General features: G+C 67.9%; 23 protein-coding genes and 3 pseudogenes. 12 read left to right on the forward strand and 14 right to left on the reverse strand.

All coding sequences use genetic code 11. The annotated features are described in order from the left end of the window. Positions 1-212: 212 nt before the first annotated feature. Entirely contained in the window at positions 213-6764 is a 6552-nt protein-coding gene (locus tag AOK11_RS02665) for an RHS repeat-associated core domain-containing protein (RefSeq protein ID WP_079034595.1), read from the forward strand. 23 nt (positions 6765-6787) lie between these two features. Beyond that, on the forward strand, positions 6788-7189 hold the full coding sequence (locus tag AOK11_RS02670) for a hypothetical protein (protein WP_055592002.1): 402 nt from the start codon (positions 6788-6790) through the stop codon (positions 7187-7189). Positions 7190-7300: 111 nt separating this feature from the next. Here the strand turns inward: AOK11_RS02670 and AOK11_RS41410 are convergent, their stop codons facing one another. From AOK11_RS41410 to AOK11_RS02680, 4 genes and pseudogenes are all read right to left on the reverse strand, one after another. Further along, positions 7301-7438 carry a hypothetical protein gene (locus AOK11_RS41410; protein WP_240497186.1) on the reverse strand — a complete coding sequence of 46 codons (138 nt, stop codon included), beginning with the start codon at positions 7436-7438 and terminating at the stop codon, positions 7301-7303. Positions 7439-7731: 293 nt separating this feature from the next. Beyond that, positions 7732-7959: pseudogene (locus AOK11_RS38975) on the reverse strand (transposase family protein); the annotation flags it as partial. A gap of 16 nt (positions 7960-7975) precedes the next feature. Then, positions 7976-9043 carry an IS110 family RNA-guided transposase gene (locus tag AOK11_RS02675; RefSeq protein WP_055592003.1) on the reverse strand — a complete coding sequence of 356 codons (1068 nt, stop codon included), beginning with the start codon at positions 9041-9043 and terminating at the stop codon, positions 7976-7978. 228 nt (positions 9044-9271) lie between these two features. Next, positions 9272-9799, reverse strand: a pseudogene (locus tag AOK11_RS02680) (transposase family protein); the annotation flags it as partial. Positions 9800-10145: 346 nt separating this feature from the next. Between AOK11_RS02680 and AOK11_RS02685 the strand changes: the two are divergent. Together AOK11_RS02685 and AOK11_RS02690 are read left to right on the forward strand one after the other, a co-directional pair. Further along, entirely contained in the window at positions 10146-10358 is a 213-nt protein-coding gene (locus AOK11_RS02685) for a hypothetical protein (protein ID WP_055592005.1), read from the forward strand. A gap of 317 nt (positions 10359-10675) precedes the next feature. Continuing rightward, on the forward strand, positions 10676-11368 hold the full coding sequence (locus AOK11_RS02690) for a lysophospholipid acyltransferase family protein (RefSeq protein ID WP_055592022.1): 693 nt from the start codon (positions 10676-10678) through the stop codon (positions 11366-11368). A 208-nt stretch (positions 11369-11576) separates the two neighbouring features. Here AOK11_RS02690 and AOK11_RS44380 read toward each other — a convergent pair whose 3' ends face one another. Both AOK11_RS44380 and AOK11_RS44385 read right to left on the reverse strand, forming a co-directional pair. Next, positions 11577-11846: a hypothetical protein gene (locus AOK11_RS44380; RefSeq protein ID WP_055592006.1), complete on the reverse strand. Its 270-nt coding sequence runs from the start codon at positions 11844-11846 to the stop codon at positions 11577-11579. Positions 11847-12038: 192 nt separating this feature from the next. Further along, positions 12039-12254 (reverse strand): hypothetical protein, encoded by a 216-nt coding sequence (locus AOK11_RS44385; protein WP_240497187.1) that lies wholly within the window; start codon positions 12252-12254, stop codon positions 12039-12041. Positions 12255-12388: 134 nt separating this feature from the next. On the opposite strand from AOK11_RS44385, the gene AOK11_RS44390 reads away from it, so the two are divergent. The 4 genes and pseudogenes from AOK11_RS44390 to AOK11_RS02715 all read left to right on the forward strand — a co-directional run bounded on the left by AOK11_RS44390 (position 12389) and on the right by AOK11_RS02715 (position 14368). Continuing rightward, a complete protein-coding gene (locus AOK11_RS44390) occupies positions 12389-12652 on the forward strand; it encodes a transposase (RefSeq protein WP_240497188.1) in 264 nt (87 codons plus the stop codon). A 52-nt stretch (positions 12653-12704) separates the two neighbouring features. Beyond that, positions 12705-13394, forward strand: a complete 690-nt coding sequence (locus tag AOK11_RS44395) for an IS630 family transposase (RefSeq protein WP_276204789.1) — start codon at positions 12705-12707, stop codon at positions 13392-13394. A 13-nt stretch (positions 13395-13407) separates the two neighbouring features. Continuing rightward, positions 13408-13530, forward strand: a pseudogene (locus AOK11_RS46095) (transposase); the annotation flags it as partial. Positions 13531-13804: 274 nt separating this feature from the next. Next, the gene (locus AOK11_RS02715; RefSeq protein ID WP_055592009.1) at positions 13805-14368 is read left to right on the forward strand and encodes a dihydrofolate reductase family protein; all 564 of its coding nucleotides are present in this window, start codon (positions 13805-13807) and stop codon (positions 14366-14368) included. A 318-nt stretch (positions 14369-14686) separates the two neighbouring features. Here AOK11_RS02715 and AOK11_RS43775 read toward each other — a convergent pair whose 3' ends face one another. The 3 genes from AOK11_RS43775 to AOK11_RS02730 form a co-directional block, all read right to left on the reverse strand. Beyond that, positions 14687-15010: a DUF2267 domain-containing protein gene (locus tag AOK11_RS43775; protein ID WP_055592010.1), complete on the reverse strand. Its 324-nt coding sequence runs from the start codon at positions 15008-15010 to the stop codon at positions 14687-14689. Between the two features lie 260 nt (positions 15011-15270). Next, positions 15271-15474 carry a cold-shock protein gene (locus AOK11_RS02725; RefSeq protein ID WP_055592011.1) on the reverse strand — a complete coding sequence of 68 codons (204 nt, stop codon included), beginning with the start codon at positions 15472-15474 and terminating at the stop codon, positions 15271-15273. A gap of 473 nt (positions 15475-15947) precedes the next feature. Then, positions 15948-16592 (reverse strand): CBS domain-containing protein, encoded by a 645-nt coding sequence (locus AOK11_RS02730; protein WP_055592012.1) that lies wholly within the window; start codon positions 16590-16592, stop codon positions 15948-15950. Between the two features lie 147 nt (positions 16593-16739). Between AOK11_RS02730 and AOK11_RS44400 the strand changes: the two genes are divergently transcribed. Further along, positions 16740-16913 carry an Hsp20/alpha crystallin family protein gene (locus tag AOK11_RS44400; RefSeq protein ID WP_240497189.1) on the forward strand — a complete coding sequence of 58 codons (174 nt, stop codon included), beginning with the start codon at positions 16740-16742 and terminating at the stop codon, positions 16911-16913. A 150-nt stretch (positions 16914-17063) separates the two neighbouring features. Here AOK11_RS44400 and AOK11_RS02735 read toward each other — a convergent pair whose 3' ends face one another. After that, positions 17064-18122 (reverse strand): hypothetical protein, encoded by a 1059-nt coding sequence (locus tag AOK11_RS02735; protein WP_055592013.1) that lies wholly within the window; start codon positions 18120-18122, stop codon positions 17064-17066. Positions 18123-18551: 429 nt separating this feature from the next. On the opposite strand from AOK11_RS02735, the gene AOK11_RS02740 reads away from it, so the two are divergent. Then, positions 18552-19301 (forward strand): PP2C family protein-serine/threonine phosphatase, encoded by a 750-nt coding sequence (locus tag AOK11_RS02740; RefSeq protein WP_240497190.1) that lies wholly within the window; start codon positions 18552-18554, stop codon positions 19299-19301. Positions 19302-19366: 65 nt separating this feature from the next. On the opposite strand, the gene AOK11_RS46350 is transcribed toward AOK11_RS02740, so the two are convergent. Beyond that, on the reverse strand, positions 19367-19507 hold the full coding sequence (locus AOK11_RS46350) for a hypothetical protein (RefSeq protein ID WP_338058907.1): 141 nt from the start codon (positions 19505-19507) through the stop codon (positions 19367-19369). A gap of 356 nt (positions 19508-19863) precedes the next feature. Between AOK11_RS46350 and AOK11_RS02750 the strand changes: the two genes are divergently transcribed. Next, a complete protein-coding gene (locus tag AOK11_RS02750; protein WP_055592015.1) occupies positions 19864-20295 on the forward strand; it encodes an SRPBCC family protein in 432 nt (143 codons plus the stop codon). A 213-nt stretch (positions 20296-20508) separates the two neighbouring features. Here AOK11_RS02750 and AOK11_RS02755 read toward each other — a convergent pair whose 3' ends face one another. From AOK11_RS02755 to AOK11_RS46595, 3 genes are all read right to left on the reverse strand, one after another. Next, positions 20509-20808, reverse strand: coding sequence for a hypothetical protein (locus AOK11_RS02755; RefSeq protein WP_240497191.1), 300 nt, complete (start codon positions 20806-20808; stop codon positions 20509-20511). Between the two features lie 57 nt (positions 20809-20865). Next, entirely contained in the window at positions 20866-21438 is a 573-nt protein-coding gene (locus AOK11_RS44405; protein ID WP_055592017.1) for a YceI family protein, read from the reverse strand. Between the two features lie 545 nt (positions 21439-21983). After that, on the reverse strand, positions 21984-22061 hold the full coding sequence (locus AOK11_RS46595) for a universal stress protein (RefSeq protein WP_420902964.1): 78 nt from the start codon (positions 22059-22061) through the stop codon (positions 21984-21986). Between the two features lie 143 nt (positions 22062-22204). On the opposite strand from AOK11_RS46595, the gene AOK11_RS02765 reads away from it, so the two are divergent. After that, positions 22205-22891 (forward strand): IS6 family transposase, encoded by a 687-nt coding sequence (locus AOK11_RS02765; RefSeq protein ID WP_055592018.1) that lies wholly within the window; start codon positions 22205-22207, stop codon positions 22889-22891. Positions 22892-23073: the final 182 nt, after the last annotated feature.

The following is a 23073-nucleotide window of genomic DNA, read 5'->3' on the forward strand; positions in this document are numbered from 1 at the left end:
CCCTTCCAGATTCGGCCCGACCCGATCTGCCGCCGACCGGGCTGATCCGGACAGCCCGGCGCCTCCGAGATCGCACGCCTCTCCGCAGGCCCGCCCCAAGACCAGCGCTCCATGGCGCAGACGCCGCCGCCCGAGCGTTCCCTGCCCATTCCCGAACACGGAGACTCACTGTGTCTTCAACACCCTTGCCCAGACGCTTGCCAGGGGCGCTCATACGCCGTTGGCTCGGTCGTGGCGCGCTCATCGTTTCCCTCTCTCTCCTGCCGCAAGTCGTAGTTCCCTCCGGCTATGACTTTGCCGCACAGGCACAGCCCGCAGCGCGCAAGAAGCTGGAGGACCGGCCCGACGCGAAGATCGACAAGGTGGGCGTGCTCAAGCCCGGCACGTCCAAAGCCGCGAAGGACAAGGCCGCTCCCGCCTCCCGCGAGACCCGTGAGCGGCTGAAGAAAGCCGCATGGCCAGAGGCGGGTAAGGCCACTGCCAAGGTCGCGGCGACCGGCAAGACCGCTGTCACCGTCGGCGGGCTCGGCGTGGAGCTGGCCCAGAAGCCCGCCCCCGCCACCGAGCCGGCGAAGACCAAGGCCAAGAACAAGACCAAGACGGAGGCGAAAGCCACCGGCCCCGCCGAGAAGGTGGCGCTCAGGACCCACTCCCGGTCGGCCGCGGAGAAGGCGGGCGTCAACGGCGTCCTGCTCACCGTCGATCCGGCGGGAGCCCCCGCCGGGGATACCGACAGGCTCCGAGTTTCCCTGGACTACTCCTCGTTCAACGACGTCTACGGCGGCAACTTCGGCTCCCGCCTGAGCCTGGTAAGCCTCCCGGCATGCGCGCTGACCACTCCGGAGAAAGAATCCTGCCGCACCCAGGCTCCGGTGGCGGGCGCCAGTAACGACGCACAGTCCCAGACCCTGACCGGCACCGTCTCCGTCCGTGCCCTCGCAGCCGGTACCCCACTGCTGCTGGCGGCGGCGGCCGACAGCTCGGGCGGCGGGGGCGACTACGCCGCCACCTCACTGTCCCCGACCGCGACCTGGGAGGCCGGCGGCAGCACGGGCGACTTCACCTGGAACTACCCGCTGCGTGTCCCCCCGGCCACCGCCGGCCCGGCCCCGAACCTGTCGATCTTCTACAACTCCGCCTCGGTGGACGGCCGTACAGCAGGGGAGAACAACCAGACCTCGGTGATTGGAGAGGGCTTCTCGATCACCGAGTCCTACATCGAGCGCAAGTACGCCTCCTGCAAGGACGACGGCCAGTCCGGCAAGGGCGACCTGTGCTGGAAGTACGCCAACGCCACCCTGGTCCTCAACGGCAAGGCCGTAGAGCTGGTCAACACCTGCAGTGACAAGGCGGCCTGCGATACCGCGGCCCTGTCCGAGGCGTCCGGCGGCTCGTGGAAGGCGAAGAACGAGGACGGCAGCCGCGTCGAGCACCTGACCGGCGCCACCGGCAACGGCGACAAAAACACCGAGTACTGGAAGGTCACGGACGCCTCCGGCATTCAGTACTTCTTCGGCAAGCACCGGATGCCCGGCTGGAGCGACAACGGCACCGCCGCCGACGACCCGGTCACCAACTCGGTGTGGACCGCCCCGGTCTTCGGCGATGACTCCGGCGAGCCCTGCTACAAGTCCACCGGCTTCGCCGACTCCTTCTGCGACCAGGCCTGGCGCTGGAACCTCGACTACGTCGTCGACACCCACGGCAACGCCTCCACGTACTGGTACAGCAAGGAGACGAACTACTACTCCAAGAACGCCGACACCACCGTCAACGGCACCAGCTACACCCGCGGCGGCTACCTCAACCGCATCGACTACGGACTGCGCAGCGACCTGATCTACGCCAAGCCCGCCGCCCAGCAGGTCCGCTTCACCTACGCCGAACGCTGCGTCGTCTCGGACGGCTGCACCAGTCTGACCAAGGACACCAAAGCCAACTGGCCCGACGTGCCCTTCGACATGATCTGCGCGGCCAACACCAAGTGCACCACCCAAATCGGCCCGGCCTTCTTCACCCGCAAGCGCCTCACCGACGTCACCACCTCAGTGTGGACCGGCACCGGCACCACCCAGCGGGATGTGGACACCTGGCACCTGGAGCAGAGTTTCCCCGACACCGGCGACGCCTCCTCCCCGAGTCTGTGGCTGAAGTCCATCCAGAACACCGGTAAGGCCAACACCACCGCGGCCGCCATGCCGCCTGTCGTCTTCGGCGGCATCCAGCTGGCCAACCACGTCGAGGGCAGTGGCCCGGACACCTTGCGCTACATCAAGTGGCGGGTACGAACCATCAAGTCCGAGACCGGCTCGACCCTCACCGTCAACTACTCCGATCCCGACTGCATCTGGGGCAGCAGCATGCCCGCTGCCGTGGACAAGAACACCCGCCGCTGTTACCCCGTCAAGTGGTCCCAGTCCGGGGCAACCCCGACCACCGACTGGTTCCACAAGTACGTGGTCACCTCCGTCTTCCAGGACGACCCCTACGGCCACGGCGACACCGGCGAGAAGTACTACGACTACCAGGGAGGCGCCGGCTGGGCCTACGCCGACGACGAGGGTCTGACCAAGGCGTCCAACCGCACCTGGTCGCAGTGGCGCGGCTACGGCAAGGTCGTGGAGACCTCCGGCGACTCCGAGGGCCCGCGCTCCAAGAAGTCCACCCTCTACATGCGCGGCCTGAACGGTGAGAAGGAACTCGACGGCACCGCCCGGGTGGAGAAGGTCACCGACTCCACCGGCACCGACATCACCGACTCCCGCCAGTACGCCGGCTTCGTCCGCGAGACCATCGTCTACAACGGCACCGAAGAACTCAGCGGCACCATCAACACCCCCTGGTCCCACAAGACCGGCAGCCACACCTACAACTGGGGCACCACCGAATCCTGGATCGTCCAGGCCGGCGAGACCACAACCCGTACCAAGACCTCCACCGGCACCCGCACGGTCAAGCAGAAAACCACGTACGACACCACGTACGGCATGCCGGTCACCGTGGAGGACAGCGGAGACGCCGCCAAGAGCGGTGACGAGTCCTGCGCGCGCACCAGCTACGCCCGCAACACCTCAGCCTGGCTGGTGAACACGGTCTCGCGCACCGAGACCTACTCGGTCACCTGCACGGCCATCCCGGTCATCCCCGACGACGTCGTCTCCGACGTCACCACGAGCTACGACGGCGAAGCGGTCGGGGTTGCACCCACCAAGGGTGACATCACCGCCTCCTACCGGGTCGCCAGCTACAGCGCGGTGGACAAGACCCCCGTCTATCAGAAGGTCTCCAGCTCCACCTACGACAAGCTGGGCCGCCCAGCCACCGCGACCAACGCCCTGAACAGCACGGTCAAGACCACGTACGTCCCCGACGACACCGGCTACGGCCCGCTGACGTCCAAGACCTCCACCGACCCCATGCTGTACAGCTCCACCACCGAGGTGGACCCGGCCTGGGGCACGGCCACCAAGACCACCGACGCCAACGGCAACATCACCGAGTGGTCCTTCGACGCGCTCGGCCGCCTGCGGTCGGTCTGGAAGCCGGACCGTTCCCGCACGCTCGGCGACGCCGCCAGCATCGTCTACGCCTACAGCATCAACAACGACAAGGAGACCTGGGTCCGCACCGACGCCCTCAAGGCCGACGGAAAGACCTACAACAGCTCCTACGAAATCTTCGACGGCCTGCTGCGCTCCCGCCAGAAGCAGGTCCCCGCGCCCAACGGCGGCCGGGTCATCTCCGAAACCCTCTACGACGACCGCGGCCTGGCCTCCATCACCAACGAGCAGGTCCACGACAACAAGGCTCCTTCGGGCATCCTGGCCAACACCTACCCCGGCTCCGTCCCCGCCTCCACCGAGACGGTCTTCGACGCCGCCGGCCGCGCCACCGAATCGATCTTCCGGGTCTACGACCAGGAGAAGTGGCGCACCAAGACCGACGAGCAGGGCGACCGCACCGCCGTCACCGCCGCAGCGGGCGGCACCGGCACCCTGACGATCGTCGACGCCCGCGGCCGGCTCACCGAACGCCGCGAGTACGGCGGCCCCGTCCCGACCGGCAGCGACTACACCCGCACCCTGTACGAGTACACGCCCGGCGGCCAGATCGAGAAAATGACCGGCCCGGACGGGGCGATCTGGAGGTACGGCTACGATCTGCGCGGTCGCAAGACCACCTCCACCGACCCCGACAAGGGCACAGTCACCACCACCTACAACGACCTCGACCTACCACTGACCGTCACCACCACCCTCAACGACGCAACCCGCACACTAATCACCGACTACGACGTGCTCGGCCGCAAGACCGGCACCTGGGACGGGGTGAAGGACAACGCCCACCAGCTGACCAAGTTCACCTACGACTCCCTGGCCAAGGGACAACCGACCGCCTCGATCCGCTACGTCGGCGGCACCACAGGCAAGATCTACTCCCAGGTCATCACCGGCTACGACGCACTTGGCCGTCCCAAGGGCACCAAGACCGTCATCGCCACCGCCGACCCCCTGGTCACCGCCGGCGCGCCGCAGACGTTCACCACCTCCACCACGTACAACATCGACGGCACGGTCCAGTCCACCTCGATGCCCGCGGTAGCCGGCCTGCCCGCCGAGAGCGTCACTAACAGCTACAACGGCCTCGGCATGCTCACCGGTACCGACGGCATGACCGACTACGTCCAGAACATCGGCTACTCCCCGTACGGCGAGATCGAGGAGACCCGCCTGGGCACCTCCACAGGTGCCAAGCAACTCCAGATCCTCAACCGCTACGAGGACGGCACCCGCCGACTGGTCAACGCCCACACCGTCGACCAGACCAACGCCGGCTACACCAGCGACGTCGACTACGCGTACGACGCCACCGGCAACGTCAAGTCGATCATCGACAAGGCGGGGGGCAGGGACACTCAGTGCTTCAGCTACGACGGTTATCGCCGCCTGACCGAAGCCTGGACCCCGTCCTCCAACGACTGCGCCACTGCCCGCTCGGCCAGCGCTCTCGGTGGCCCGGCCCCGTACTGGACCAGCTGGACCTACAAGCCCGGCAGCCTGCGCGACACCCAGACAGAGCACAAGACCGCCGGCGACACCAAGACCGTCTATGGCTACCCCACCGTCAACGGTTCCGGAACCGGCCAGCCCCATACCCTGACCTCTGTCACCGTAGGCGGCGGCACCGCCAAGACCTACGCCTATGACGAGCAGGGCAACACCACCAAGCGCTACGGCCCCACCGGCACCGCGCAGAGCCTCACCTGGGACATCGAAGGAGAACTCACCCGTCTCACCGAAGGCGCCAAGACCACCGACTACCTCTACGACGCCAACGGCGACCTCCTAATCCGCCGCGGCCCCGGCAAGACCGTCCTTTACCTGGCCGGTCAGGAACTCCACTACGGCACCGTCGCCAAGAAGTTCACCGCCCAGCGCTACTACGCGGCCGGCGACGCCACTGCTGTCCGCACCGAGACCGGCCTGTCCTGGATGGTCGACGACCACCACGGCACCGCCTCGATGAGCGTGGACGCCACCACCCAAGCCGTCACCCGCCGCTACACCAAGCCCTTCGGTGAATCCCGCGGCGCGACACCGTCGGCTTGGCCCGATGACAAGGGTTTCCTCGGCAAACCCGCCGATTCCGACACTGGCCTCACCCACATCGGCGCCCGCGAGTACGACCCGGCCACCGGACGCTTCCTCTCCGTCGATCCTGTCCTCGTCCCCGACGACCACGAGTCCCTCAACGGTTACGCCTACGCCAACAACACCCCCGTCACCATGTCCGACCCCACCGGTCTGCGGCCGATCACGGACTGCGAGCGCGGGTGCAGCGACGGCAAGGGCGGCACCTACCGGGACTACATGACCATGGGGCCCAACGGGACCTGGGTCTATCACTCCACGAAGACCTACACCCAGACGTTCCAGTACCAGAAGGCCAGTGGCGGTACCGGCAGCGGCACTATGACCGTTACTGTCCGCACGGACGGGGGCCACACCGCAGCGCAGGTCGTGTTCAAGAAAGGACCTGACCCGAAGCCACAGCGAAAAGACGGATCGCAGTGCAGATCCTGCTGGGCCATGGGGACAAATCCCCACTACGACCCGAACGCCAACGACCTGCCCGACACGCCGAAGCTCGCAACTTGGCAGAAAGTCGTGCTGGGCGCCGTTGTGGGTATTGCGGTGGTCGTGATCGCGGCACCGGTGGCCGTTGCCGTGGGCGAGGGATGCCTTGCCACGGCCCCGGTGTGTGCTGCGCAGATCGCCGAGCTGGCGACTGGCGGGGCGTCCGGGGGAAGCGCGGTAGTGGGGGGCGGGATCGCTGCGACTGGTGCCAAGGCGCTCACGACGGGCAAAAAGCTGACTGAAAGCCCGGGGACCCTCAATGCTGCACAGCGGTTGCTCGCTTCGATCGGTGAGGAAGGTAAGACGGCCGGGGTTCTTGAAGTGGACGGTGCGCTGTTTCCGCTGGTGTCGGGGAAGTCGGTGTTGCCGAACTACGCGGCGAGTGGACACGTCGAAGGGCAAGCGGCTCTGCTCATGCAAGGGATGGGCGCAACTAATGGCAGGCTCTTGATCGACAACCCGAACGGGATCTGTGGCTACTGTACGTCGCAGGTGCCCACCCTGCTGCCCGAGAACGCAGTTCTGGAAGTCGGGACTCCGTTGGGAACGGTGACCCCTTCTGCGCGGTGGAGTGCCAGTAAGCCATTTATTGGGAATGACCGGGAGCCTAAGCCGTGGCCTAGGTGACGGGGAGATCTTGGAGGCGAAAGATGAGTGTGGTGTGGTCGATGACGTCATTGGAATCAGGGCGATTTCATCCGGGAGAGGAACGCTCGGAACTGCCCGATCCGACAGGAGCCTTCAACGAATTGCGTTCCCGTGGTCAGGGGTACCTGGAAGTTCGATTTCCAGACAATGCATTCCCTCGAATGACCCTCAGTTTTCGAGGTGACCATGCGATCATTCATCTCTTCACCAATGAAGAGAGCGTGTCCCTTTTCGTCGGAGACGGTACCGTTCCACCGGAGGTGACAGTTGAGGTCCCAATCATGGATGATCTGGCAGTCTTCACGGGTGACTTCGTCTTGAGTGTCGATCATGCGTGGGAGGTTGTGCAGAACTTCGTTCTGACAGGGGCATTTGAGGATCTGGGAGAGTGGTGCGAGTTGTAGTGACGGAAAAGGCCTGACATCGGCCCTGCCCGGCTGCTCGCCGGGCAGGGCCGATGTCTTATCGATGAGATCTGAGGTCCCGGGGATACTGACCTTCGACACGTGATGTCGTCATGGTGGTTTGTGCAGGCCGGTGCCGGCGAAGCAGCCGCCGAGGACGTCGTGGTGGTACTGGAGTTGGTGTAGGCCATGCGGGACGGCGGTGATCAGGTCGGCGAAGGACCGGTTGGCTGTGGTGGTGCACTGCACCCTCGGCACAGCACGGGCCAGGCGCTTTCGCCTAGATTGGGGTCGGGTGCTTACCTTGTCATTTATTCAGTTCGACGTGGTTTCGTGCCAACTTTGTGATGGACGGGATGGCTGAACGCCTCGCCGGTGGCAAGAACTCTGCCCACGTCATGACGGGTGGCTGGGCGGCGGTTCTTCGAGCCCGGCGGCCTGCCTGGTCCGGGCCGGGACGGTTTCGGTGCGCTGGCTGGTGAGCCGGTCTTCGCGTGCAGGTTTCTGAGAGGTCGTTTCCTCACAGTGAGCCTTTTCCAACCTCAGGTTGAGGCGTGTTGAAGGGCGACGATGGCCTTCACGGTGTCGGTGATCCGGTTGGTGCTGCAGCGGAGTTTCCGTAGGAGCCGCCAGCCCTTCAGGGTGGCCATGGCTTGCTCGCCGAGGCAGCGGATCCTGGCGTGGGTGCTGTTGTGTCGTCGCTTCCACCGCTTGAGCCGTCGGCCTCGGAACGGGACCCGGACCGGGCGGCCAGCGCCTTGGTATGCCTTGATGCTCCTATAGACGTCAAGCAACTGATGCCAGGCGGTCTCTGTGGGGCCGGGTGAGCGCGTGGTAGACCTCGCGGGCTATGAAGCGTTTGAGGCAGCGGATGATGTCCTTCTTGGTCAGCCCTTGCTGGGTGCGGCGCGCGACATAGGCACGGGTGCGAGGGCAGTAGCGCATTCGCACTACGGCGATCATGTGGAGGGCCCGGTTGGCTTGTCGGTCACCGCCGCGGCTGAGCCGGTGGCGGTCCGTGCGGCCGGACGAGGCCGGGACGGGGGCGGCCCCGCAAAGAGCGGCAAAAGCGGCCTCCGACCGCAGGCGTTCGGGGTTGTCGCCAGCTGTGACCAGCAGTTGTCCGGCGGTCTCGGTGCCCACTCCGAACAACGCGGCCAGGTCAGGAGCGGCAGCTGTGGTGAGAGCAGTCAGGTGCTCTTCCAACTCATCGATCTCCTCGGTGAGCCTGCGGATGCGGCGGGCCAGCTGGCGCAAGGCGAAACGAGAGGCGTGAGCGGGATCGGTCAGATCCGCACCGGGCCGTAGTCGCAGACAGGTGGTGATCAACGCGGTGCGGGCCAGCCCGGTCAGGGCTTGACGGAGGGGTTCGGGAGCAGTCACCCGCAGCCCGATGAGCTGGTTCATCGCTTGGGTCCTGGCCTTGACGGCCGACGCGCGAACCACACGCAGTTGGCGAAGCGCCTCCACCATGCCGGTGCGGGCCTTGGGGATGGCATGTGCTCGTCCCGAAGCCGCTGCCCGAGCGGCAGCGTAGGCGTCAATCGGATCTGACTTGCCGCGAGCGTGGCGAGTGCCCCGATCGAGGACATTGACCTCGACTACTACCAAGCCGGCGGTGGTCAGCACCCTGGTCAGGCCGGCCCCGTAGGAACCGGTGCACTCCACGCCCACCACCCGCACAATGCCGAAGGTGTCCAGCCATGCCAACAGAGCCCGGTAGCCCTCCGTGGTTGCGGGGAACTCCCGGTCGGCCAAGGGCCGGCCCAGCGGGTCGACCACAGCAGCGTGATGGGTGTCGGTGTGGGTGTCGACTCCGGCAAAGACTTCGCCTTCGGGCTGGTGACCAGTCACGTGGGGTGCTGCCTTCTCATCGCGGGGACAGGACAGCACGCGCCGGTCAGAGCGAGCGGACACGACAGTGACGGGGCCTTTCGCACAAGCTCCTATGAAGTCACAACGCCTTCCGGCCGCGTGCGTTGGTGTCACTGGCCGGCCGACAGATCAAGGCAAAGACATGGCAGTGCCGGTCAGTCAGCCCACGGGTCAGACCAGTCAGTGACACCAACGCCCATCATCACTGTCCGCCCAGCACTTCACGTCCGCGTTGACGAGGGCATCGATGATGCCGTGAGTCCGTGCGGCGGTCAGGTCGTGGGTCGAGCCCGGTAGTGCGGGCGAGGCCCACAACAGGCGTCCGAACGGGTCGGTGAGTACCTGGACATTCATGCCGTGGCGTTTGTGCTTCCCGGAGTAGTACGGGGTGTCGGCGGCGATCCGGTCGATCGGCAGCAGGGTGCCGTACAGGATCACGAACGCCTTCGTCCGCACGGTCTTCATCGCTTCGGCCAGGGTCGGGGCGAGGGCGGCCAGCACGTCGACGGCCTCGCGTATATAGCGATAGGCCGTCGCGACACCAATGCGGAACCCGGCCGCGAGCTGGGCGTAGGTGTCACCGCACTTCAAGTGGGCCAGGGCGAGCAGGGCCTGCCGGCCCACCGGCAGCCGCCGCCACCGCGTTCCGATCTCGCGCTGCCGTGTGCGGAGTTGTCCTGTCAGATAGCGCAGGGTGTGGCTGGACAGATCGATCGACGACGGGTAGACAAGCACGCGAAGCTCCTGGCGGACACGGGTGATCTTGGTCGTGAACCCGTCTACCAGGAGCTTCTTTGCGTTGTACAGCAGCCCACCTCGACGGCGCCGCCCTCAGATTGGAAAGGGCTCACTGCTTTCTCTGGGCTCTCACGCCCCAGTCTCCAGGTCTCCACGATCAAGGGAAAGCTTCATAGGGTAAATCGGGACGGCAAAGCCAAGCCGTCGAAAGAGCCCTCGTGAGCTCTGCATGGGACGGGATGGTGGATTTATCGTGGTCAGGGACTCTGGTCGTAGCTGTCCACAGGCCGGACGGAGCCGACAGCTCCGTGCTCTGCTGCTCCTGCCGTCCACGGGGGGCGAAATGAGAATCGAAATGATCCCACGGGTAGCGGCCGCACTGTTCGAGATCCCGGACGAAGTGCATGAGGAGATCATCACGCTCATCGAAGCTGTAGCCGGGGACTCGACGACAGAGCTCCCGGACCTGGCCGCAGCATTCGGTGAATGGTGCTGGCTTGTGTATACCCGCCATGGTGAGGTGGTCGAAGTGCTGGACGTCGGCTGCGCCCGGTAACTAGCGAGGGGCCCGTACCACTGTCTGCTTCTTACGTGGTCGGTCGGCTTCATGACGTAGCCGGTGACGCTGTCGGTCGCGGGGGACGAAGATCCCGGTGACGAGCGCGGGTGGGGCGGGCTGGACGGCGGGGCGTAGTCGAGGGGCCCCAATCACAGCACTTTCGCCCGCTCCGTAGCTTGCCCGGGCCAGCGCGTGGGGGATGCGCGAGCGGACACGCGTCGGTGACCATTCACCGGGTCCCGCCCGGGGAGGATATGACCTGACAACCCGGCCCAGAGTACCGGGGAGCCGAGTCGGCAGTGGAGAAGCCGCCCGTGTTCTATTACCTGCTCAAGTACGTTTTTCTGGGGCCGTTGCTGCGGCTGCTGTTCCGGCCGCGGGTCGAAGGGCTCGAACATGTTCCGGCGCAGGGCGCGGCGATCGTCGCCGGGAATCACCTGTCCTTCGTGGATCCCCTCCTCATGCCCGCGGTCCTGGAGCGGCGCATCACGTTCCTGGCCAAGGCGGAGTACTTCACGGCGCCGGGTCTCAGGGGCCGGCTGACCGCGCTCGTTCTCCGCGGTGCCGGGCAGATTTCGGTGGACAGGTCGGGCAGGGCCGCAGGACAGGCGGCGCTCCGGAAGGGGCTGGGGGTGCTGGCGAAGGGGGAACTGCTCGCGATCTATCCGGAGGGCACGCGTTCACCCGACGGCCGACTGTACAGAGGCAAGGTCGGGGTGGCGGTGATGGCTCTGGGCGCGCAGGTTCCGGTGATTCCGTGCGCGATGGTGGGCACGTTCCAGATCCGGGCTTCGGGACGGGCCCTGCCGAGACTCCCAGCGGTCACGATCCGTTTCGGCAAGCCGCTGGACTTCTCGCGCTTTGCGGGGATGGCGCACCAGAAGACGGTGCTGCGGGCCGTCACCGACGAGATCACGTACGCAATCTTGCGGCTGTCGGGCCAGGAGTACGTGGACCGGTATGCGGCCGACGTGAAGGCCGCACAGGCGAGGGGGCGGCGGGGCTAAGGTCCCGCCGCCTTTGGGTGCGATCCGGTCCGGACGGCCGTCCGTCCCAAGCGAGAGTCATGCGACCTGCCCTTGCCGAAAACTCGTCCGTCCTGGTGGGAGCCGTGTGCGGGGTCTGGGGTATGCCCGCTGTGGCTGATGGCACCGGGGCCCTCGCCCGGTTAGCGATCACCGCGGCATGATGATCCGCCATGCTGCTGCCACTGGCCTACCTCGGTGTGACGAACGAGTTCGCGATGCCGCGCTTGCTGTCGAGGAGCGCCGGGACAAGGGCGTCGAGATCCTGGCGCTGCGCCACCAGATCACCGTACTGGAGCGCCAACTGGGAAGGGAACGGGCGTGGTTCACGCCGACCGACCGGGCGTTCCTCGCCGCGCTGCTGCACCGGCTGCCGCGAGATGTGCCGCGCAGGTTGCGGCTGCCGGTGCGGCCGGACACGGTGCTTCACCGGCACCGCGACCTGGTCGCCCGCCGCCACGCCGCCGAGTCCAAGCCGAAGCGCCCGGGTCGACCCCGTACCGTGCGCTCCATCCGCGCCTTGGTGCTGCGCCTGGCACGGGAAAATCCCGCGTGGGGCTACCGGCGCCTCCACGGCGAGCTGCTGGTGCTGGGCGTGAAGGTCGCCGCCTCCACGGTCTGGGAGATCCTCAAGGAGGCCGGGATCGACCCGTCACCCGAACGGAGACTTGAGTACCTGGGCGGACTTCCTGCGCTCGCAGGCCGAGGCCCTGCTCGCGTGCGACTTCTTCGAAACGGTCACGCTGACCGGGACGCGGCTGTACGTCTTTGCGGTGATCGAGCACGCCACCCGGCGGATCCGGGTGCTGGGCGCAACCGCGCACCCGAGGGCCGCCTGGGTGGCACAGGCGGTGAAGAACCTTGTCATGGACCTCAAGGACACCGGCTGCCGGGCGCGGTTCCTGAATCCGGGACCGGGACGGCACGTTCCCCGCCCTGTTCGACGCCGTCCTGGCCGACGCGGGGGTCGAGGTCATGTTGACGGGAGTCCGGATGCCGAGAATGAACTCGATCGTGAAGAGGTGGGTGCAGACCTGTCGGGGCGATCTGCTGGACCGCATCTTGATCTGGAACCAGCAGCACCTGCTCCGTGCCCTGCGCGAGTTCGAGAAGTTCTACAACTCCCACCGGCCCCACCAGGGCATCGCGAACGCCCGCCCGCTGAACCCTTTGCCGGCGCCGATCGCCGATCCGAACGAGACAGCCCGCCTCGACATATTGATCCGAAACGCTTTGTGTTCGTGCTCGTTGACGGTGTGTGAGTGATCTGGTGGGGGATGCGCGGACCTGGTCACCGGACGCGCAGGAGGCTGTGCGTTTGCTGGCGGTATCCGCGCTGGTGGAGGGCCGGGGCCGGTCGGAGGTTGCCGCCCTGTTCAGGGTGTCGGTCAGGGCCGTGGACAAGTGGTGGGCGAGGTGGCAGGCGGGTGGCCGGGACGCGCTGCTGTCCCGTCCGCGGGGCCGGCGTGCGGGTGATCATCAGGTCCTGTCCGAGGCCGAGCAGGCCGCTGTTCGGCAGGCCGTCCTCGACCACACTCCCTCCGACCTGGGTCTTTCCGGTCAGCTGTGGACGCGGAGGCTGGTAGGCGAGCTGATCTTCAAGCTGTACAGGGTCCGCTTCACCGAGCCGGGGGTGGGCAAGTACCTCAAGCGGTGGGGGCTGACGTTCCAGCGGCCGGACAAGCGGGCGGTCGAGCAGGATCCGGGGGCGGTCCGGATCTGGCGTGAGGAGACGTGGCCGGCGATCCGGGCCCGGGCGAAGGCTGAGAACGGGGTAGTGCTGTTCGCCGACCAGGTCGGCATCCGGTCTGACCAGGTCACCGGCCGCACCGGGGGAGCCAGGGGTACGACGCCGGTCGTGCACCGCACCGGGAACCGGTTCTCGGTGAACGCGATGTCCGCGATCAGCACCAAGGGGCGGATGCACTTCATGGTCTTCACCGAGTCGTTCGACGCGAAGGTCATGTGCCGCTTCCTCACCCGGCTCGTTGGCCACTTCGACCGGTAAGGTTCATCTGGTCGTGGACCGGCACTCGGCCCACCGTTCGAAGGCCGTCCGGGCCTGGCTCGCCAACCACAAGGAGCAGGTCGAACTGCACTTCCTGCCCTCGTACTCACCCGAGCTGAACCCGGACGAGCTCGTCAACGCCGACCTCAAGCGCAGCCTGCCCCATACCCACCGGGCCAGGAACCAGACCGAACTCGCCTCCGAAACCCGCCGGTTCTTTCACCGCCGACAACACCAACCTCACATCGTGCGCGGATACTTCTGCGGTCGGCACATCGGCTACGTCATCGACGAGGGAACCCCAGCAGTTTCTGACCAACTACGCTCACACCAGCCGCATAACCCGTGTCCAGGATTCGGGGTCAAGGCCCGTCTAGACTTCCGAGACCGATTGACGGAAGGCTGGTGCTATGCGGAGACTGCTCTACGGCATGAACCTGTCCCTGGACGGTTATGTCGCCGCGCCCGGCGACGACCTCAGCTGGAGCGGGCCGAGCGAGGAGCTGTTCCAGTGGTGGCTCGACCAGGAGCGGGCGATCAGCCTGTTGCTGTATGGGCGCAAGCTGTGGGAGACGATGAGCGCCTACTGGCCGACCGGCGACCAGCAGCCGGGCGCCACCCCGGCGCAGATCGAGTTCGCGCGGAACTGGCGGGACACGCCGAAGGTGGTGTTCTCCTCGACGGTCGACAAGGTCGACTGGAACACTCGCCTGGTCACCGGCGATGCGGTCGTGGAGATCACTCGGCTCAAGGCCGAGGACGGTGGGCCGATGAGGGTCGGTGGCGCAGCGCTCGCCGGGGCGGCGATGCGGGCCGGGCTGATCGACGAGTACGCGATCGTCACCCATCCGGTCCTGGTGGGTAGCGGCACACCGTTCTTCGCCGCGCTGGACAGCTGGGCGAACCTGAACCTGGTGGAGACACGGACGTTTCCCGGCGGCGTGGTCCTGACCAGGTACGAGACGAGGCGCTGAACGCGCTGGTCGAGCGGTGGGACATCGACGACGACCAGCGACGGATCGGGTCACGTCCACGGACCGTCGGTGAGCAGTTCGCGGTCGAACAGCCGCTGCGGGTATCGGAGCGGCTGCGGACGCTGCTGCGGGTCACGCTGTACGCGGTCGCCCGTGACGGCGCAGTGCGGGAGCTGGCCTGAGTCGCAGCCGGAGGGGTGTTCCCTCGTGCGCCTGCTCGGCCTTGGACAGGACCTGATGATCACCCGCACGCCGGCCCCGCGGACGGGACAGCAGCGCGTCCCGGCCACCCGCCTGCCACCACGCCCCGACGCGCCATCAGACACTCACACACCCAACAACGTGACAGTGCCGGGAACGCAATGTACGTACCGATCCCTCGGCGGTTGCGCTCTTGATCAGCAGGGCGACGGCTTCGACGAACTCGTGCGGGCTGAGCGGTTTGGTCGCCGGCAGGGGTTCGAGGAGCAGCGGTTGACATTGCGCCGGAAGCCGGTCGGCGAGTTCCGTGCGTTCGGAACCCAGCAGGTGGGCGTCCAGGGCGGACAGCACCGCCCGGGTGACCCGCTCGGCCTCTCCCGTGGTGGTGTACTCGCCGCGTTCTTGGACGTGGGCCATGAACGGTTCCCATGCGATCGCCATGGTGGCCTCCCTCATCGGGTGTGCGGCATGTGCGCATGACGGGCCGACCTGCCCGCGGCGCGGCCGCCGCGGGCAGGTCGCTGGCGCTGACGGGGATTGCGGGGCTTGGCCTGCTCGGCGACCGGGATCGTCAGGCGCAGCATGCTGGCGTCGTGGAGGTTGCTCGTTCCCCGGCAGCCGCTTCGCGTCGAGTTGAGATGGTGATCACCTGGTACGTGTCCCAGCGGGGGCCTGCCGTCCGGCCCTGCGGGGCGCTGTGGTCACGCCGGTCGGATGTTCTCCGCCTGCGGTCCCTTCTGGCCCTGCGTGACGTCGAACTCGACCTTCTGCCCCTCCTGCAGCTCGCGGAAGCCCTGAGCGGCAATGTTGGAGTAGTGGGCGAAGACGTCAGGTCCGCCGCCCTCCTGCTCAATGAAGCCGAAGCCCTTTTCTGCGTTGAACCACTTCACGATGCCCTTGGCCATGGCCTGCTGCTCCTTTGAGGAAGACCGGGCTCGCACCCTGCGGGCCCGGGAGGTGATCGCCCTGGTCCGGAGAGGTGCTGAACAGCAAAAACGCCCATGATCGTGATCACGGGCGAACGGGACTTCGGAACCACGACTGCTGGATAACGACGCTACACCGCGCGGTCGGCGGCTGCTAACGACGCGGCCGCCGATCGCGGGAGGCGATCGTGGTTCACCCGGACAACCAGCAGCAGGTTCGCCGGCCTACTCGCTCCGGCCGGCCGGGCGCCGACCGTCCATGGAACGGCTGGTCGTTCTCCGCCGGGTGCGGCACGAACAACACCTCAGGAGTCACCCTGGTCCGGCCGAGCTAGTGGTCGAAGTCGGCGTCGACGTCGCCCGCGACGCCTCGGACCAGTCGGCGGCGGAAGTACGCCAGCATGGGATCCTTCACGTCCTGTGCTGCGGCCGGACTCCCAGGAGCAGAACTCCTAGCCCGCCCGGGCGGCGGCGAGGTGGGCGTCCACGGCGGCGACACCGTCGACGCCCTGGCAGAGGGCCACGACCACCGGAACGAGCCGTGGTTCCGGGACGTGACCCCGCAGGGTGACGACCCCGTCCCGGACCTCGACCGCGACGGTGCCCTCGTCCAGGCCGAGGAGGCGCCCCAGGACGTCCTGCTCGATCTCGCCGCGGATCTCGTCGTCGGAGCGGATGAAGGCGTCGAGCAGGTCGCTGCGGGTGACGATGCCGGTGAGGAGCCCGTCGTCGTCGACGACCGGCAGCTGCTTGACGTGCCGCCTGCGGAGTTCCCGCGCGGCCCGGGGGATCGTCCAGTCGGCGCGGGCGGTGAAGACGGGGCTGCTCATGAGCGCGCCCGCAGTCCGGGCCCGGGCCTTGCCCCAGGCGTGCTCGTCGTCCTCGTCCTGCCCCTGCGGATCGGGCATGCCGGTCTCGTGCCGCAGCACGTCGGACGCGGACACGACGCCGACGGGGACGCTGTCATCGTCGACAACGGGGGCCGCGACGATGTCGTTCGCGTCCAGCAGGGCGGCGACCTCCTGGAGTGGTGTGGTGGGGCGGAAGGTGACGACCTCCTCGGTCATCACGTCACCGACCGTGCGGCGGTACAGCATGGCATCGGCCTCCTCCGCTGTGCGACGGGGCGGCCGTGGTCGGGCCGCCTGGGCGGACAACGCGCGGCGCGCCGGCCTCCGCGGCGCTGCCCGCTCGTCCACGCCGTATCTCCTACCCATGACAGCACCGCGCAGCTCCGACGACCAGTGAGTTCGCCGCCGTGGCACCCGGCGAGCCGGTTCGAGTACCGCACCGTCCTGCCCAGCGAGATCAACGCCGAAGGTGTCGAGGCGACGCTGAGCGAGGGCGTGCTGTGCGTCAAGGTGCCCAAGGCGGAAGCGGTAAAGCCGCGCCGTATCGATATCCAAGCCGGAGAGTGACACCCGGCTGGCGAGCAACCCTGGAGCCCGGGTAAGGGTTCACGCTCCAGGGACTGCTCGCAGCCCGCTCATCGTGCCCCCGTGCGCGGACTGCAGGGTGAGGGGCTGTCTGCATTCACCCGCCGCCGACAGCACGCTCACCCGCTTGGTTCACCGGGCGGTGCGTGCTTCGGCGGCGGAGGCGACCTTCTGGCGCTGCTGGTGGCGCCGTTCGTACTCCTGGACCTGGCGGGCGACGCTGGCGGGGACGTTCTGCAACCGGGCGGTGATCTCGTCCGGGCTCATGGTGGCGTAGCCGGGCCAGGGTTCGCTGCCGCGCAGCTGCTCGATGGCGTCCAGGACTCCGGGCCGCTTGGCGTGGGTGCGTTCGTATCCCTCGATGACCGTCAGGTCCGACTGGGAGAGTGTGCGCAGTCGCTGCTGGATTTCGTCGACGCTGAGCCGGCTGAAGCGGAGGATCGGCAACTCCTCCTCCCGGGTCACCGCACCCTGGATCTCTTCTTCGGCCATGCGGGTCGGCTCGGGCATCTCCCGCACCGCGCCTCCGGCCGCACCCCGGGCCCGCCGGCCGCCGGTCTGCGCGACGTCTTGCACCCGGTCGGCGGCGGTCCGCACGGCGCGGGCGGCCGCGTCGGCCCAGTCGCCGCCGTTCTCCTGGACGAAGCCGTTGGCCGCGGCCGCCACGGCCCGGGCGTTCTGGGCGACGCTGTCCTCCAGCCTCTGGAGCAGTTCCTCGTCCCGGCGGCGCAGTGCGGCGAGCAGGTCGGCGGTGGCCTGGTCGTGGGCCTCTTCGGCGATGCTCTGTCCGGCCCGGCAGGCCGCCAGCGCCCGGGCTGTGACCGCGTACTCGTCTTCGGCGTTTTTCAGCAGCCGCCGCTCGTCGGTGGGCCGCCGGCCGCGCAGCATGTCCGTCACGAGCGTGGATCCGATGGTCAGCGGCAGCATGGCGGTGCGCACGGCGCTGCGTGAGATGAACCGCGCGATATCGACGCTGTCCCCGACAAGCCCGCTGGGGGGCCGCAGATCGCGCACGTGGTCCTCGATGCGCTGGAGGCTGTCTTGGACGTCGTCCACCTCGCGCTCGAGCATCTGCCGGTACGGGCCGGCCGGCGTGACCGTCGCATCGGCCCTGAACCGGTCGACGACCGCCTCATGCGCCTCGCGGGCATCCTCCAACGCCGGTACGACCGCGTCCGTCATCACTGCCATGAGGTGTGCTCCCTGGGGGTCAGGCGGCCGGCCAGAGGGCCGCGCAGGTGGACACGGCTGCCGCCGGGCCATTCGGGCGGCCGGGCAACCGGGAACCATCCTGAGGGACACCGAGCAAGATCGCCCGGAGGCTGGACCGCGACCGGCTGGGGCGCACCACTCCCGGACGCCTGTTGCCCTGTTGTGCCAAGGCGACAGGCGGGAAAGGGAATGTATTCCCCTTTCCCAAGCGGCTGACCCTCGCACGCGGACCCGGGCGGGCGCGGCGCCGTTGTGGGGCCAGCGTGTGGGCTGAACGGGTGATGACGGCGATTGTGCTGTGTCGGAAACCCTCATCACGCTTTGGCCCAGGCGTGAATCCTCGCTTCGACGACGCAGTGCCGTATGCGGCACCGCCTCGTCGTCGGACCGTGGACCTTGTGCACCACCGTGACCGAGAATCCGCAGACCCAGGTCTTCCCGCTCGGGATGCCCCTTGTCGTCGCCGTCATCGACGGGCTCGGCGGACATCCGGGCGGCGACATGGCCAGCGCCATGGCCGTCCGCCGGATCGCATCGATCGGTCCCGTCCTGAGCAGCCAGGACGCTGTCCGTGACGTCTTGAACGCCTGCAACCGCGCCGTGTGCGAGGCCGCCGGCGGCCTCGGAAGCGAGCTGTCAACCACGGGGACGACGGTCGCCGGCGTCGTCGTCCAGCCCGGCTCGCTGCCGGTGCTCAACGTGGGTGACAGCCGGGTCTTCGCGGCCTCCCGCGGCGGGCTGCGCCAGATGAGCGTCGACGACAGCCCCCCGCTCGATCCCGGGGAGCGCACCACGCCCCTCATCACCCTGTGCTTGGGTGGCACCCCCGTCTACCGTCCCATCCGTCCTCACATGACGGCCACCCCAGTGGCGTCCGGTGACCGCTACCTCATCTTCACAGACGGCCTGACCGACCTGCTGACGACCGACGTGCTCGACGAGGTGATGGGGGAGGGGAGTACGAGGACGGCCGGGCGGCTTTTGAGCTGTGGAAGGCCGCCATCGCGGCGGGCGGGCCCGAGAACATCACGCTGGCGGTCGTACGCGTCGGAGACGAGTAGGGGACGGCCAGGCTCGAGCGCCGGATCCCGCTGCCCCGGACCGATGGGAGGTGACCGGTTCCTGCGTGCAAGGTGCGCCGGGACCGGCGGCGCATGAACGAGCGGGCTGCGGAGTGGGCACGGGACGATACGCGATGTCGGGGAAAGACGGAGCGACGGTGGCTACGCCGTGCTGTTCCAGCCATATGGTCCGCCGACGCGCCACTCGATCAGCTCGGGGTCGTCGACTGCCCGATCCTGGGCGGGCAGGCCCGTAGAATGCAGGAAGTCCAGCACGTCGAACAGGCTGTACGCGATGCCCACGCGCGCGCCGTGGATGGTTCAGCCGCCGACCGCCGTCCGACTCCGGCGGATGCGCGACCACAGGTGGGCACACGTCCATGGCACCAGCATGCGCCGGGACCGGTCGGCCCGCAGCTTCCGGTCCTTCCGGGGTTCCGAGCCTGAGATCCGCAGGGTGTCGCCGGGCGAGTCCAGCCCCGGGGTGCGGCATCGCGGGCGGCCTAGACCCGGAAGGGGCCCGGAAGCCGACCGGGCCAGGCCAGGCCATCGAGTGAGTCACATGGTGGTCAGTCCTCTCGTATTTCGGTCGATGATCTATTACCGGGCGCACACTGGATACAGATGGCCATGTCGTTGGCCGAACATGGAGGTAGGCCATGAGCACTCTCGAAGAACACATCGACGTCGGAGTTCCGATCGACACGGTCTGGGACAGCCTCCACCGGGTGGAGGACTATCCGCGCTTCGTGGAAGGAGTGCGCGAGGTCCGTACGGAGGCGGGGGGTCGGGCGCGTTTGGAGGTCGAGGCCGACGGCCGGGTCCGGGAGTTGGAGGCCGAGGTCTCGGACCGCAGGGGGGAAGGCGTGATGGAGTGGCACACCACGGGCGCCCCCGAGCTGATGGGTTCCGTCTCGCTGAAGCCGATCGACGAGAACCACACCCGGGTCCAGGCCAGGCTCGAGTACGACCCGGGCGCGATCAGGGAGGCCCTCGGCGGGCCGAAGGGATTCGCCCAGGCGAACGCGATCGAGCGGCTCGTCCGGAGCGATCTGGAGCATTTCAAGGAGTGCGTGGAACAAAGGCGGTGAGGGTAGCAAAAGGCGGGCGCTGCCAGGCCGTTGAGAACGGCAGCCTCTACTCGGAGCGGCCGCCGCGCGGCGAGCTGAATGCTGCAACTCGTGCTCGCGGTGGCGTGTCGACGGTGGGTCGGGACCGCTTTCACACGAGCGTGTGGACGGGGGTGGGGGACCCTGGCGGAATGCTCCCCGCAGAGCAGCGACATCGGGCTGGCGGTATGCCGGTCAGGTCTCGATCACGGCATCGCAGTCGGGGCAGACCACGGATGCGTACCCCGCGGGGTACCAAGGCGCCCCGGGGCGCTCGGAGGGCTTCCAGCCGGCCTTCTCCATGGCGAAGGTGTCCTTGCCGCAGAGGGTCCGCGGTCCCGTGGTAGCGGGTGTTCCCGGGGCGGAGGGCGCTGCGTGCACCCTGCGGACAGGCCGTTCCGCACAAGCCGGTATCCCCGGAGAAATGCGCGGGGCCATCGGCTTGTCGAGCTCGTACACGACGACGATCCCGCTCATTCCTCCGAACTCGCTCATTCCTCTACAGTAGGCGGCCGCGCAGTCGCCGCGCCCGAAGCCTTGAGCCCCGGGTGGTCATCCAGCCCCGTCCACCAGTTCGGGCCTGGCCACCTCGAACTCCACCCGGACCTCGTCGGCCAGCCGCAACGCACCCAGGAACGCGGTGTAGGGCTTGATTCCCCAGGTGGATTGCGTGACGGTCGCCCAGCCGCGCAACAGCCCGTCGCCATTGCTTTTCCCGTGCACCGTCACCGGGTGGGTCCGGCCCCTGATGGTGAGCTCCCCGGTGATCTCGAAGGACTGCAGCGTGCCCGTGATGCCGGTGGAACGGAAGGTGATCGTGGGGTGCTCTGCGGTGTGCAGCAGAGCCTTGCCCCCGAGAGTCCGTTTGATCTCGGCCCGGTCGGCATCGGTGAGTGCTTTCAGCCCGCCCGTTCCCTCCTGGACCTCCAGTGAGCCCGTCTCGACCGCCACAGCCACCGACGACCTGTCGGGGTGACCGACGGACATCACGGCTTCCCCGGACCACCGGGTGGCCTCGATCGTGAGGTCGTGCCCCGCCCTGCGGCCCAGCCCGGCGCGGCCGGTCCTGATCAGGAGGCGGCCGGTCGATGGCCCGAGCCGGTACGTTCCGTCTGTCAGCGTCACAGCGCCGAGGGTATGGGGCGGATGCGGCCGCCGCCGTCGAAGGAGCCCGGTCGGCGTGTCCCGCGTAGGTCGAGATGGCGCTGCGCCGCAGCAGAGCCGGATGCCCAGGTCGCGGCCACGATGCGCGCCTGTCCGCTGCCGCGAGACCCGCCGGGAAAGCGCGACGCGGCGTGACCGCCACCCGTGCTGCCGATCAGTCGCCCTGCGAGCCGTGAGCCACCGGTTTGTCGACCACAGGCCCAGGCCGCCGAGGCCGTTCGGCCTGCATCGGAAAGCCGCCTGCCTGTTCGCTGCCTGACGCAGACGGTTTGCGGGGACGGCGGACGCCTCTGCGGAATCGTCACCGCGCACGATATCGACTGGCTCTCCCGGCGGCACACGACAGGGATGGCCTACGGTGCTCCACCTCCCGGCCATGGCCTCCGCCTGCGGCTTCCTCACCGACGGGGACACTCCCCTTCGGGAGGCACGAGCAGACGGCGACCATGCTGATCAGGGCAATTTCGGTGCCTGGGAAGCAGGGCGTGTGGCACGGTCAGCGCGCTTCACAGGCCAGAACGCACCACGGTGACCGGGCAGTGCACGTGGTGGAAAACGGCCTGGCTGATCGAGCCCAGCAGCAGTCCGGCGAAGTCGCCCGGCCACGATCAGTTGAGCCCGGCCGCTCGCTTCGATCAGAGCCTGCCGGGGACGCCCGCGCGGCACTGTCACGTTGGCCGATCGGGTGGGATGATCTTCTGGTTGGTCATGCTGGGAGGAGCCGTCCGTGGACAGCGCGCCGCCGTCGTCGTACCAGGGGCACCGGTACCCGGTCGAGATCATCTCCCACGGCGTGTGGCTGTACCACCGCTTCCCGCTGTCGTTCCGCGAGGTCGAGGAGCTGATGCTCCAGCGTGGCGTGCTCGTCTCCCACGAGACCATCCGCCGCTGGTGCGCCAAGTTCGGCCAGACCTACGCCAACGGCCTGCGTCACCGCCGGCTCTGGCCCGGGGACACGTGGCACCTGGACGAGGTCTTCATCAAGATCAACGGAGAGCCGCACTGCCTGTGGCGGGCCGTCGACGCCGACGGCAACGTGCTCGACATCCTCGTACAGAACCGGCGGGACACCGCTGCGGCCCGGTGCTTCTTCCGCCGCCTGCTGAAGACGACCCGCACGGTGCCGCGGGTGATCGTCACCGACCGGCTCCGCTCCTACGGAGCGGCCCACCATGAGGTGTTGCCCTCCGTGGAGCACCGTTCCCACCAGGGCCTCGACAACCGGGCAGAGAACCCCCACCAGCCCACCCGGCAGCGCGAACGCGCCATGAAAGGCTTCCGCAGCATCGGCGGAGCCCAGCGCTTCCTGGCCGCGTTCAGCGGCATCTCACCCCACTTCCGGCCACGCCGCCACCTGATGACCGCCGCCCACTACCGCGCCGAGATGATCACGTGCTTCGCGATCTGGGATTAGATCACCGGCGCCACCGCCCCGCCCACCGCAGCATGACCCGAAACTGCCACCCGGCCCCACCACACCCTGACACGCCATCAGCCGGCCACACCCCCACCAACGTGACAACGCTCTTCCGCTCGCACGGCACGCAGCCCCGACCACAGCTGGTCGGGCGGGCGGCCGCGTGTCCGAGATGACAG

The sequence above is a fragment of the Streptomyces hirsutus genome, from assembly GCF_001418415.1.
GTDB lineage: Bacteria > Actinomycetota > Actinomycetes > Streptomycetales > Streptomycetaceae > Streptomyces > Streptomyces hirsutus.